10 protein-coding genes and 1 riboswitch are annotated in these 12,053 nt (G+C 55.4%); of the genes, 4 read left to right on the top strand and 6 right to left on the bottom strand.

The genetic code is table 11. The features are described 5' to 3' along the window. Nucleotides 1-5: 5 nt before the first annotated feature. Nucleotides 6-1,004, bottom strand: a complete 999-nt coding sequence (locus HED22_RS08660; protein WP_167721159.1) for a tRNA-dihydrouridine synthase — start codon at nucleotides 1,002-1,004, stop codon at nucleotides 6-8. A 334-nt stretch (nucleotides 1,005-1,338) separates the two neighbouring features. Here HED22_RS08660 and HED22_RS08655 point away from each other — a divergent pair, with 334 nt between their 5' ends. Next, a complete protein-coding gene (locus tag HED22_RS08655; RefSeq protein WP_156518936.1) occupies nucleotides 1,339-1,491 on the top strand; it encodes a hypothetical protein in 153 nt (50 codons plus the stop codon). 61 nt (nucleotides 1,492-1,552) lie between these two features. Here the strand turns inward: HED22_RS08655 and meaB are convergent, their stop codons facing one another. The 3 genes from meaB to HED22_RS08640 all read right to left on the bottom strand — a co-directional run bounded on the left by meaB (nucleotide 1,553) and on the right by HED22_RS08640 (nucleotide 6,881). Continuing rightward, nucleotides 1,553-2,608 carry a methylmalonyl Co-A mutase-associated GTPase MeaB gene (meaB, locus tag HED22_RS08650; protein WP_167721157.1) on the bottom strand — a complete coding sequence of 352 codons (1,056 nt, stop codon included), beginning with the start codon at nucleotides 2,606-2,608 and terminating at the stop codon, nucleotides 1,553-1,555. 68 nt (nucleotides 2,609-2,676) lie between these two features. Then, entirely contained in the window at nucleotides 2,677-4,830 is a 2,154-nt protein-coding gene (gene scpA, locus HED22_RS08645; protein ID WP_167721155.1) for a methylmalonyl-CoA mutase, read from the bottom strand. A gap of 2 nt (nucleotides 4,831-4,832) precedes the next feature. After that, nucleotides 4,833-6,881, bottom strand: coding sequence for a methylmalonyl-CoA mutase family protein (locus tag HED22_RS08640; RefSeq protein WP_167721153.1), 2,049 nt, complete (start codon nucleotides 6,879-6,881; stop codon nucleotides 4,833-4,835). 122 nt (nucleotides 6,882-7,003) lie between these two features. Beyond that, a riboswitch (cobalamin riboswitch) is annotated at nucleotides 7,004-7,172 on the bottom strand. A gap of 296 nt (nucleotides 7,173-7,468) precedes the next feature. Here HED22_RS08640 and HED22_RS08635 point away from each other — a divergent pair. The 3 genes from HED22_RS08635 to HED22_RS08625 all read left to right on the top strand — a co-directional run bounded on the left by HED22_RS08635 (nucleotide 7,469) and on the right by HED22_RS08625 (nucleotide 9,428). After that, a complete protein-coding gene (locus tag HED22_RS08635) occupies nucleotides 7,469-7,891 on the top strand; it encodes a two-component system response regulator (RefSeq protein ID WP_167721152.1) in 423 nt (140 codons plus the stop codon). A gap of 185 nt (nucleotides 7,892-8,076) precedes the next feature. Further along, the gene (locus HED22_RS08630) at nucleotides 8,077-9,087 is read left to right on the top strand and encodes an asparaginase (protein WP_167721149.1); all 1,011 of its coding nucleotides are present in this window, start codon (nucleotides 8,077-8,079) and stop codon (nucleotides 9,085-9,087) included. Between the two features lie 20 nt (nucleotides 9,088-9,107). Next, nucleotides 9,108-9,428 (top strand): YnfA family protein, encoded by a 321-nt coding sequence (locus HED22_RS08625; RefSeq protein WP_167721147.1) that lies wholly within the window; start codon nucleotides 9,108-9,110, stop codon nucleotides 9,426-9,428. A 5-nt stretch (nucleotides 9,429-9,433) separates the two neighbouring features. Here the strand turns inward: HED22_RS08625 and HED22_RS08620 are convergent, their stop codons facing one another. Together HED22_RS08620 and HED22_RS08615 are read right to left on the bottom strand one after the other, a co-directional pair. Further along, nucleotides 9,434-10,849, bottom strand: a complete 1,416-nt coding sequence (locus HED22_RS08620) for a nitrogen regulation protein NR(II) (RefSeq protein ID WP_167721145.1) — start codon at nucleotides 10,847-10,849, stop codon at nucleotides 9,434-9,436. After that, nucleotides 10,846-12,051, bottom strand: a complete 1,206-nt coding sequence (locus HED22_RS08615) for an HD domain-containing phosphohydrolase (protein ID WP_167721143.1) — start codon at nucleotides 12,049-12,051, stop codon at nucleotides 10,846-10,848. Before HED22_RS08615 ends, HED22_RS08620 begins: the two co-directional genes overlap by 4 nt. Between the last annotated feature and the right edge of the window lie 2 nt (nucleotides 12,052-12,053).

Here is a 12,053-nt window from a genome sequence, read left to right as displayed (position 1 = left end):
ACTGTCTACTCGGCAGCTATCAGATCAATTGTCCGTTGGTTTTCCGGTAATGACATGTCGTGCTGCAGCTTGGTGCGCAGCTCGTCAATCGCGCGAATGCGTTTGATCTCTTCAAAGCATTGCGCCCCTTGCGGGTGGCTTTTGCGAATCAGGGCCATCCATTGCTTGATGCGCCCGGCCTGATGGTTTTCCGATGCGCCGTCCTCTGCCATCAAATCGCAATAGGAAAGCAGCTTGGCAAGAACATCTGCCCAGCTTTCCCTGGGCAGGTGCGTACCACCGTCAAACGCCTTGATACGGGTGGCAAGGTCTGGGGCGGCGATGGCGCCGCGTCCGATCATAAAGCTGTCGCAGCCCGAAATATCGCGGCATTTCTGATAATCCGCAACATCCCAGATTTCACCATTGCCGGTCATGCCAATCGAAATCGCCTCGCGGATGCGTGCGAGGTACTCCCAGTGCGCCGGCGGTTTATAACCTTCCATCTTGGTACGCGCATGCACGGTCAGATGCTGCGCACCACCGGCTTCAACCGCGCGTGCGATTTCAAGGAACATCTCCTTGTCGGAGTAGCCAAGGCGGACCTTCGCACTGACCGGGATGTGGTCCGGCACAGCACGGCGCACGGCCGATACGATTTCATAAAGGTTTTCCGGGCATTTCAAAAGCGATGCACCGGCTTCGCGTTTGTTCACCGTCTTGGACGGGCAGCCGAAATTGATATCAATCCCCGGTGCGCCAAGCTCAACCGCGACAACGGCATTTTCGCCCATCAGTTCGGGATCATGACCCATCAACTGAACCAGAACCGGCACACCCGACAGGGTCTTGCCACCGTTCAGGAGTTCCGGGCAATAGCGATGAAACACATGGGCGGGAAACAGGTTTTGCGATACGCGGATAAACTCGGTGACGCACAGGTCAAACCCGCCGGTCGCGCTCAGCAATTGCCGAACGCGCCAGTCAACAAGTCCTTCCATTGGTGCGAGCACCAGATGCGTCATCGCGATCAATTCCGGTTTTAGAAAATCAGTTGGCGGCTTTTAGCATAAATGGACCAAACCTGTCGGTGAAAAATCACAGATCAGCCTTGCCGTTGCGCACGCAGGCCGCGAAAATTTCTCCGGCCTTGATCAGGTTTTTCGGACAACTTCTGAAGGCTTTCAGGTGCTCAAGGAGGGTCTTGAACAGACCGCTTGCTGATACTTTCGGGTTAATCTTGATCCATGTCTTTGAATTTATGCATCGCTTGGTGCTATATCATTACCCACGTGAATGTCAGAGGCACCAAGCTTGCCAATATGACGTCGCCGATATCAAAATAAGGAGGATCGTGGGATGCTGTATATCGTAGAAAAAGCCCTGGATGAGCTCGAATCCGTGCCGACCGAAAAGCGCGAAGGCCTCAAGCATCTTGATCAGGAAATCAACGATGCGGTCGAAAAGCTGAAAGTCCTGAAGGAAAAGCTGAAAGCCGCTGAAAACAAGTAAGCTCAGCGTACCATTCAGAAGTCAAAGGCCGTACCGTTCCGCGTGCGGCCTTTTGTTTTGCCTATTTCGCGACAGTCTTGATCAGGCTCAGCAAGTCCTCGACTGCGGCAGTCGGGTTGGTCGTGCCTGAAAGGACTTCAGATTCAAGTGCCTTAATTCGGCTTGCGACGTCATCGCGGGCGGTAAAGGTCTCAAGCAACCGGTCACGCAACATGGTCCACATCCAGTCATGTTGCTGACGGGCCCGCTTGGCGGCAAATTCGCCTTCCTTTTCCATCACGGTGCGATGCTGGTTGATCAGATCCCAGATGTTATCAAGCCCGTCATTGATCAGGGCTGAAACCATCACGGATTGCGGCCGCCAATGTTTGCTGCTTGGCTGCATAATCCGCAAAGCTGAGGAATACTCACGTTTGGCTTCGCGCGCCTTTGCCGGGTCGGCATCGGCCTTGTTAACCGCGATCAGATCGGCAATTTCAAGAACGCCTTTCTTGATGCCCTGAAGCTCATCCCCCGCACCGGGCAACATGAGGACAAGGAAAAAGTCCGTCATCTGGGCGACCATGGTTTCGCTTTGCCCGGCCCCAACAGTTTCGACCAGAACCACATCAAAACCGGCAGCCTCACACAGCAGGATGGTCTCACGCGTCATGCGATTGACCCCGCCCAGATAGCCGCTGCTGGGTGAAGGGCGGATATAGGCATTGGGATCGATCGACAGTTCGTTCATCCGGGTCTTATCCCCCAGAATGGACCCGCCGGATCGTGCACTGGTTGGATCAACCGCCAGCACGGCGACTTTTTTGCCTGCCTTGGTCAGGTTTTTGCCAAACGCCTCGATAAAGGTTGATTTGCCCACACCGGGCACACCGGTAATCCCGATGCGCTGCGATCCGCCCGTTTTGGGCATCAATTCGGCCAGAACCGCCTGCGCCTGTTCGAAATGTTTGGGATTGCGGCTTTCGACCAGGGTGATCGCGCGTGACAGAATGGTGCGGTCGCCTGCCAGAACACCTTCAACGATTTCATCGGTCGAAAGCACACGCCTGCGCACGGCCTTGCGCGGGCTGACTGTGCCGCCCGATCCTGCAGGTATGGTGCGCAGTGTTTCTTTCACCAGGCGTTCCTTGAATTTGGCAAATTATCCATGCCAGCAAAGCGTTGAGCCTTGACAGGAAGGGGCCGTTAAGCCGCTTCCTCACCAGACTGATTAAGCTTTTCTAGCAGGTCGCCTGCGGCTTCGGCAATGACCGTTCCGGGCGGGAAGATCGCCTCTGCCCCGGCTTCGAACAGTTTGTCGAAGTCCTGCGGCGGGATCACGCCACCGGCAACAATCATGATGTCATCACGACCGAGTTTATCGAGCTCGGCGCGAAGCTGCGGTACAAGGGTCAGGTGACCGGCGGCAAGCGAACTTGCACCGACGATATGAACATCGTTTTCGACCGCCTGCTTGGCGGCTTCTTCCGGGGTCTGGAACAGCGGGCCAATATCGACATCAAAGCCAAGATCGGCAAAGGCAGTTGCAATCACCTTCTGACCACGGTCATGACCATCCTGACCCATCTTTGCGATCAGGATACGCGGACGGCGACCTTCATTTTCTTCAAACGTTGTGATCAGGCGATCGACCTTGGCCAGCGCCTCATTATCCGCACCGACTTCTGTTTTATAAACACCCGAGATGGATCGGATCACGGCCTGATGACGGCCATAGACCTTTTCAAGCGCATCGGAAATCTCGCCAACCGTACATTTGGCACGCGCGGCTTCGACAGCCAGTTCAAGCAGGTTGCCATTGCCACCATCGGCCGCATTGGTCAGTGCAGTCAGGGCACTTTCAACAGCAGGGTTGTCTCGCTCGGCCCGCAGACGTTCAAGTTTGGCGATCTGCTGACGGCGGACTTCGGCGTTATCGACCTGAAGCACATCAACCGGGCGATCATCGGTGACACGGTATTTGTTCACACCGACAAGGCTTTGGCGGCCGCTATCGATCCGGGCCTGCGTGCGGGCAGCTGCTTCTTCGATGCGCATTTTCGGAATGCCGGCTTCAATCGCCTTGGCCATGCCGCCCTGTTCTTCGACCTCGGCGATATGGGCCCATGCCTTTTCGGCCAGATCGCGTGTCAGGCGTTCGACATAGTACGAACCACCCCACGGATCGATGACATTGGTGGTGCCGCTTTCCTGTTGCAGGAAAAGCTGCGTATTACGTGCAATCCGGGCCGAGAAATCGGTCGGCAATGCCAATGCCTCATCCAGTGCATTGGTATGCAGCGACTGGGTGTGGCCTTGCGTTGATGCCATCGCCTCAACACAAGTCCGGATGACGTTGTTAAACACGTCCTGGGCTGTCAGCGACCAGCCCGATGTCTGGCTGTGTGTGCGCAAAGACAATGATTTCGGGTTCTGCGGATCGAATTGTTTGATCAGCTTGGCCCAGATCATGCGGGCCGCGCGCATTTTGGCGATTTCCATGAAGAAGTTCATGCCAATCGCCCAGAAGAACGACAGACGCGGCGCGAATTTATCAATCGGAAGGCCAGCGGCCTGACCAGCCCGGGCATATTCGATGCCATCGGCCAGCGTATAGGCCAACTCAAGATCGGCGGTCGCCCCTGCTTCCTGCATGTGATAGCCGGAAATCGAGATCGAGTTGAATTTCGGCATGTTTTGCGAGGTAAAGGCAAAGATGTCCGAAATGATCCGCATCGAGGGTTTCGGCGGATAGATATAGGTGTTGCGCACCATGAATTCTTTGAGGATGTCGTTCTGAATGGTGCCCGAAAGCTGTTCGTGCTTCACACCCTGTTCTTCAGCCGCCGCAATATAAAGCGCCATGACAGGCAACACCGCGCCATTCATGGTCATGGAAACCGACATTTCATCAAGCGGAATGCCATCAAAAAGGGTTCGCATATCATAGATGCTGTCAATCGCCACACCGGCCATGCCGACATCACCGGCCACACGCGGATGATCACTGTCATAGCCACGGTGGGTGGCAAGGTCGAAGGCAATCGAAAGGCCTTTTTGACCAGCAGCCAGGTTGCGACGATAGAACGCGTTGGATTCTTCGGCGGTGGAGAACCCGGCATATTGGCGGATCGTCCAGGGACGCTGCACATACATGGTCGGATAGGGGCCACGCAAAAATGGCGGCATGCCCGGCATGGTACCCAGGTGATCAATGCCATCCAGATCCTTGGGGCCATAGGATGATTTGACATCGATCCCTTCAGGCGTCGTCCAAGGCGTGCTGTCAAACGGGTCTTTGGCCCCGGCAGAAGCGCCATCAAACAGTGGCAGGTCAGAGAAATCAGGAATGCGGGTCATGGTTATTTCTCCCCCTGTGCGCCAAGAAGATGATCAAGCGCGGTACCACAAATGCCAAGCACATCGGCACCAACAAAGACAAATTCATCAATGCCAGCAGCCTCGTAGTCGGATCGGGCATCGCCGGGATTGCCAGCAAGATAAACAAGGCTGGCACCCTTGGATTTAAGTGCCTTGGCAACGTCTGTCGCCATTTCGGCATATTGTTTGTCCGAGCCACAGATAACGGCGATTTTTGCCCCACTCTCGGCAAAGGCGTTGGCAACGCCATCCGCATCGGCAAAGCCGTTATTGCTGATCGCCTCAACGCCGCCAGCTTCAAAGAAGTTGCGCGCAAAACTCGCGCGTGCGGTGTGCTGGGCGACCTTGCCAAGATTGGCCAGGAAGACCTGCGGGAAGGTGCCGGTCTTGGCCTTGTGTGCATCGGAACGCTTGCGGAGCGCCTCGTAACTTTCGGCAAGGCGATGGGCTGGCAAAGCACCGATACGTGTCGAGGCACTGGTGCCATAAAGATCGGTAAACATATGGCCGATGGTGGCCCCGTTACGTGCGGCTTCTATCATGGACGCAAGTGTCGTGCCGACCGTGCCATCAAACTTGGTCTGGCGGGACTTGGCATCAGCAACGATCGCCTCAAGGTCGGGTGTTTCGCATTCAACCTTGGCTTCTGTAATGTTGGGGAATTCCGAAACACCGGTCAGCGGATCACGGCGCGTCGACAGGCGTTTTTCGCGTGCGTTCCAGACAGTCTCGATCTCGGTTTTCAGACTGCCATTGGCAAGTGCACTTAGAATGCCGCCCGATTTTTCAAGCGACTGGAATTTCGACCAGGCCGTTTTCGCCAGTTCCTTGGTCAGGTTTTCAATGAACCACGAACCGCCCGCCGGATCAATGACCCGGTGCACGTTGCTTTCTTCCTGCAGGATCAGTTGGGTGTTGCGCGCAATGCGCCGCGCAAAGCCATCAGGCAGGCCAATCAGATGGTCATAGGGCAAGCAGGTCACACTATCCGCCCCGCCAAGACCGGCAGCAAAGCTGGTTACCGTGGTGCGCAGCATATTGACCCACGGATCAACCTTGGTCATCGCCATTTCGGCCGAAACCGCATTGATCGTGATTGTCGCATCCTCGGCACCCGATGCCGAAAGGATGCGACTCCACATCATGCGAAGGGCGCGCAGCTTGGCGATCCCGGCAAAGAAGTCGGTGCCGATGGCGACGTTAAACACCATTGCACCGGCGGCCTGATCAACCGCCATTCCGGTATTGGTCAGGGCGCGAAGATAGGTCACCCCGCTTGCCAGAAGGCATGCGAGTTCCTGACCATCGGTGGCACCGGCATTATAGTAAGGGGCCCCATTGACCGAAATCGCAGTCGCCAGCGGGAACAGATCAATCAGCTCAACCGCAACATTGGCTGCGTGATCAACCGCATCCTGTGCGCCACAGGGCAGGTTGCCGGTCGTAGCCAGGGTGCCAATCGGATCCATGTTAAAGGCCGGTGCTGCTTCGTCGGCACCCTCGGAATTTGCAATATGGGCAGCCAACAGGGCAGCTGCCGGAACACCCGCCGCACCGGCATCAAGCCCGATGGTGGCTAGGTTGGTATAAACGTCTTCAAGGGCGGCATCGAGATCCGCCAGACAATGAATGGCGATGCCATCAACACCAACCTCGGCAGAACTGATTTCCCGGCCATTGCGTGCAGCGGCATCAAGCTTGAGCGTGACCGAGGTCGCGCCATTTTCAAGGTCTTCAAGGATCGCGGCGTTGGTTGCCTTGGGATCGGGATGGGTGTGCAGCTGGCGGATGTCCCAGCCGGTGACAGTTTCGCGCGGCTCGACCGTGGCATTCAGAACTTCGTGGATCAACCGGGTCGCATCATCCTGATCGTCGCTGGTATAGATCGGCTGAACGGCAAAACCATCAAGCGTGTTTGTCACAAGTTTCTTTTCGAACGGCGCGCCTTTAAGCGCCTCTTCGGCAAGCTTGCGCCAACTTGCGTAATCAGCGGATGGAAATTCTGATGCGAGCTTTAGCGGGTCGGACATGGTTTCTCCCGGCTTGGTTGGCTCCGGCCTGTCTGCGACTCCATATGGGTCGGGGCACGGAACGCTTCCAAATTTTATTCTACTACGGATTCCCAGTACCCGGTACACCCCGCCCGGCCCATTTCGTACCAAGAAAACATCATCGGTATCCTGACTCGCGCAAAAGCCTTGAAAAATTGCTCTGCACTTACAGTTGCGGGGGCAGTTCCGGGCTTGGCCATAACGCCGTAAGGCAGGGCCGCACCGGATTCCCGACCATGTTTTCCGGTCACATTCGCGACATGGCGGTTTATAGCACCTGTCCCTAATTCCGTAAATAGGCATGGAAATACCTATTTAGGCGAATAAGCCCCCTTACAGATCAGGTTTCCGTAACGTTATGTCTTCGCAGACATTGAGTTTTGTTGGCTTGCTTGCTGTGTGTGCGCTGCGTGGCCGCGATCATTGCGGGCTTATACTTTCGCGGCAAAGGTTCCAAAGCGGGGTGAAGGCAGAACATTGCGTGGCAAAAATTTGGCGTGTTTAACCAATTTGACATTTTCATCTGGCAATTTGGGCTTGTCCCAATTCTCGGAGTATCACCATCCATGAACGCGCTTCGCGCCATGCCATCGCAATTTTGTCCTGATGGACTTGTTGCGTTCGCCGACGACAGTCCCAGCGCCAAGGCAGCCCTTGAAACAGTGTTGCGTCGGGCAGGATATGACGTGGCCGGTTTTGATTGTGCCGATGATCTGATTGATCAGCTGGACGGCATGTGCCCCAACGCCATCATTCTGGATATCGAAATGCCGGGCATGAGCGGTTTTGAAGCCTTCTGCGAGATTCGCCGCCGCTATCCCAACAGCGAAAATGTGCCGGTGTTCTTCTTCTCGGCCCATTATGATGCCGATACCCGCGCACAGGCTGATGCGCTTGGTGCTGCTGACTTCATCAGCAAGGATGCCAGCCCGAAAGTGGTTCTTGAACAGCTCAACCGTGTTCTCGGCAACTCCATAAGCGCCTGCTAAGCGCTTCAATCACGACATTGCGATGATAAACGCTCTGCATCTGGCAGGGCGTTTTTTTATATCTGCGAAGGCTGGTCTTGCTTGCCTTGGTTCCCATATTTCGGGCATAGCATGATCAGGGTGTACGCCCCCAAGTCTATGAACACGTCCAAGACCAAGCCGATCAAATCCCGGAGCTCCGCGTAATGCCACAATCCCTTGCTGCCAATCCGATTCTTGTTGAAGCCACCCGTGGCGACATGGTCGAAAGTTTCCATCGTGGTCGCTATGTGGTGATGAAAGCTGATGGGACCGTGGTTGACCAGGGTGGTGATATTGATGCGTTGATGTATCCGCGTTCGGCGATAAAGCCGCTTCTGGCCATTCCGTTTTTGGAAAGCGGGGCTGTCGAGGCATTCGGGCTTGAGGACAAACACATCGCGCTTGCCTGTTCATCGCACAATGGCGAGGAAGAACACGCCCAAACCGTAAAGGCGTGGCTCGAAAAGATCGGTCTTTCGGTCGATACCCTTGAATGTGCGCCGCATTATTCGCTTAGCCAAGCTGCGGGCATCAAACAGGCATCCGATCATGTCACCCTGACCAAGGCGCATAACAATTGCTCTGGCAAGCATTCCGGGTTCCTGTCGACCGTCCAGCAACTTGGTGAAGACCCGACGGGATATATCGAAGAAGCCCATCCGGTTCAGCAGCGCCTGATCAAGGTGCTTGAGGAAATGGGCGATTGCGATTTGTCCTCCACCCCGCGCGGTATTGATGGTTGTGGCATTCCGGTGATTGGCATGCGGTTGCGCGATCTGGGGCTTGCCATGGCCCGGATGGCCGATCCGGCCGGACTTGATGAAAAACGCGTTGATGCCATCAAACGCATCCGCAGGGGATGTGCAAATGCCCCGTTCATGGTGGCTGGAACCGGGCGTTTTTGCACCGGCATCATGGAAGAATGCGGTGAGGATGCGCTGGTCAAAGTCGGTGCAGAGGGCGTGTATTGCGCAGCCTTCCCCAAACAGGGGCTCGGTGTGGCGCTTAAAATCGATGATGGCACCCAACGCGGGGCAGAGGTTGCGATGGGGGCAATCTTGCGCAAACATGGCGTGATTGATGACGCCAATGCCGAGGTCCTGAAAAGTTACCTGACCCCGGTCCTGACCAACTGGGCGGGCAAATATGCAGGCGATCTGCGCCCCGCCTTCTGATCGACTGAATTGGGGAACAGATGCAAAGCATCGCGGCCTATATCTTTGCAGCCATTGCTGAAATTGCCGGATGCTTTGCCTTTTGGGCCTGGTTGCGATCGGGGAAGTCCGTTTTCTGGGTGATCCCCGGTATCGCATCCCTGATCGTGTTTGCCTGGCTTCTGACACGGGTTGAAGCCGATTTTGCCGGGCGGGCCTATGCGGCCTATGGCGGGATCTACATTACCGCATCAATCTTCTGGATGTGGGCGGTTGAACGCAGCATGCCGGACCGCTGGGACATAACCGGGCTTGTTGTCTGTCTGATTGGTGCCGGCATTATCCTGTTTGCACCGCGCTAATACGCTCAGGCTTTTTCAGACTTTTCCTCAGGCTTGTTTCCGGTTCTATCCTCGGCAGGCAGAAGAACGTGGAATGTGCTTCCCTTGCCCATTTCGGTTTCAAACCAGATCCTCCCCCCATGTCGAACCGTGACGATGTCATGGGTGATCGACAATCCCTGTCCGGTCCCTTTTCCAACTTCCTTGGTGGTGAAGAACGGGTTGAACACCTTGGATCGGTCTTCCTTGGCGATACCTGTTCCGTTATCGGAAATCGAAATCAGGATACTGTCATCAAGGGACGTCGTCTTGACCGTGATATGACCTTCATCGGGTTTGCGGTTTGCTGCCTGAATGGCCTGTGCGGCATTGACGATCAGGTTCAGGAAGACCTGATTGACCTCGTTGATATGACACGGGATATGCGGAATTTCCGGATCAAGTTTTTCGGTGATGTCGGCATTATGTTTCCATTCATTGCGCGAAATCACGATCACGTTTGACAGAACCCGGTTGATATCGGTCGTGGTTTTTTCCGTGCCCCCGGGGTGGGAGAACTCCTTCATCGACAGCACAATGCGCGCCACCTGATTGATGCCATCTAGCGACTGCTGGGTCGCATTCGGGATTTCCTCAAGCAGGAATTCAAGATCGGAATCGCGCATCTGGCGGGCGAAATCCTCAAACGTGTTGGGCGGCAGATGGATGCGGTTCTTCCACAAGGTCTGCAACGCCAGCCCCAGCATGCGTGACAGCGACCCATAGCTGTCATTGAGGAACTTCAGATTGTCGCGGATATATTGGCTTGGCGTGTTGATTTCATGCGCGATGCCGCCTGCCAGATGACCAATCGCTTCCAGCTTAAGCGCCTCGCGCAGGTCTTCTTCAAGCTTCTTTTGGGCGACTTCCGCATTCTTGCGCCGGGTAATGTCACGGAAAATATACAGATAGCTCATTTCCGATCCGAAATTGGCCGGGCTTACGATGATTTCCATCGGAAACGTGTCGCCATCCAGACGCTGGGCCATGGTTTCGGTATAGTCATATTTAAGGACACCACTGCTGATATTGATGCAGCGGTTCAGAAGTTTGTGGCGAACCGTGGCCTTGCGGTCGATGAACATGACATCGACCGAGGTGCCCAGAAGCTCATCACCCGTTGCACGCAGGATTTCGGCCGCTGATTTGTTGAAGTCGTGAATCATCCCTGTGGCATCGATAATCAGAATACCTTCAACAACACTGTCGAGGATCGTTTTTAACCGCTGCGTGGTTTCCTGCTTGCGGCGTTTCTGCTCATTCATAAGCGCTAGGAAATGCGCGCGGATTTCTTCCGGTGCGTCTATTTCCTGTGCGGCTTGCAGCAAATCCTCGCCAGATGTTGCTTCAGCGCCGCCACTCAGGATTTTTGGTGCTTCGATGTTGGCCTGGTCTTCGGTCATGAGGCCTCCCCGGCAGGAGCATCTGGATCGTGACCGCCGCGGCGGACGCGAATGGGTTCATGAAACTGATGGAGTTCCTGAAACACACGCAACCGCTGGATCTGGATTTCCGAAACGAAATTGCCATGGGTCAGCAAGACATGCCCGTCGCGCGTTTCGATATCAGTCAGAAGGAAATCGCCGATCCGCAGGTTTTTCAGGTAAATGTCGTGCTCGGTCCCTTTGGGGTAGGCGACCTTGTCATAGGATGGATCTTCCTTGGCAAGGATCCCCTCAATCTGATCAAGCAGATCAGGGTCATAGCGATTGGGCTTCTGGCGCAATTCGTCAAAATGCTGTTTGACCACAAGATCACTGTCCACCAGCTTGCCAAGGTCATTGAAAATCCGCAGCACGCGGGCACCCAGCGGAATGTCACCGCCGACCGGACCTTCGGCCGGGAAGCCTGATCCGTCAAAGTTGCGGTTTTGCAGATAGACGATACCAGCGACCTGTTCCAGACGCGGGATATTGGAAATCAGTCTTTGCGCAACCTCGGGCGTGCGGCGAACAATATCCCGTTCAAGCGGTTGCAGGGGTTTGTCTTCGCCCAGGCGGGCAAGGATTTCCGGCGGCAACGAGACATAGCCAATCGGTGCCAGCAGTGCGGCCAGGCCCAACTCCCACGGGTGCGGATAACCGATGGATTTGGCAATGGTATCGCACCAGATCTTGGCGCGCATCGCCTTGCCAAAGATCGCCGGATTAAGCTGGGCGAGAACCTCTGTCAGGACCTTTACACTGCCAGCCAAAGTTTGTTCGATCAGGGCCTTTTCAGCCGTGATCAACTGATACTGGCGCAAGCCCGCATTGACGCCGGCAATCAGGTCTTCGTCTTCGCACGGCTTGTTGAAAAATCGAAAGATATGCCCGCGATTGATCGCCTCGACGGCAGTGTGCTGATCGGCATTCCCGGTCAGCATCATGTTGACCGTATCGGGGCTGAGCTTGGCAACTTCGGCCAGCAATTGCACACCATCCATTTCGGGCATGCGCATGTCTGCGACACAGACGGCGTATTTCTTGCCAGCCTTGATCTTTTCAAGGGCCTGCAGTGGGCCAACGGCCGTGTCAAAGTCGAACCTGCCGCGCAATTTGCGTTTAAGGCCCATCAACAGGTTTTCATCGTCATCAACGAAGAGTACGGGGGGATTCTGTGGCATCA

This window comes from Thalassospira sp. HF15 (assembly GCF_011806525.1).
GTDB lineage: Bacteria > Pseudomonadota > Alphaproteobacteria > Rhodospirillales > Thalassospiraceae > Thalassospira.
The sequence above is the reverse complement of the archived record's forward strand: the minus strand, read 5'-3'. Positions and strand labels throughout refer to the sequence as shown.

Excerpts from the sequence above, each read along its gene's own strand:
- HED22_RS08660 (WP_167721159.1), bottom strand. The coding sequence starts at position 1,004 with ATGACGCATCTGGTGCTCGCACCAATGGAAGGACTTGTTGACTGGCGC.
- HED22_RS08655 (WP_156518936.1), top strand. The coding sequence starts at position 1,339 with ATGCTGTATATCGTAGAAAAAGCCCTGGATGAGCTCGAATCCGTGCCG.
- scpA (WP_167721155.1), bottom strand. The coding sequence starts at position 4,830 with ATGACCCGCATTCCTGATTTCTCTGACCTGCCACTGTTTGATGGCGCT.
- HED22_RS08640 (WP_167721153.1), bottom strand. The coding sequence starts at position 6,881 with ATGTCCGACCCGCTAAAGCTCGCATCAGAATTTCCATCCGCTGATTAC.
- HED22_RS08635 (WP_167721152.1), top strand. The coding sequence starts at position 7,469 with ATGAACGCGCTTCGCGCCATGCCATCGCAATTTTGTCCTGATGGACTT.
- HED22_RS08630 (WP_167721149.1), top strand. The coding sequence starts at position 8,077 with ATGCCACAATCCCTTGCTGCCAATCCGATTCTTGTTGAAGCCACCCGT.
- HED22_RS08625 (WP_167721147.1), top strand. The coding sequence starts at position 9,108 with ATGCAAAGCATCGCGGCCTATATCTTTGCAGCCATTGCTGAAATTGCC.
- HED22_RS08620 (WP_167721145.1), bottom strand. The coding sequence starts at position 10,849 with ATGACCGAAGACCAGGCCAACATCGAAGCACCAAAAATCCTGAGTGGC.
- HED22_RS08615 (WP_167721143.1), bottom strand. The coding sequence starts at position 12,051 with ATGCCACAGAATCCCCCCGTACTCTTCGTTGATGACGATGAAAACCTG.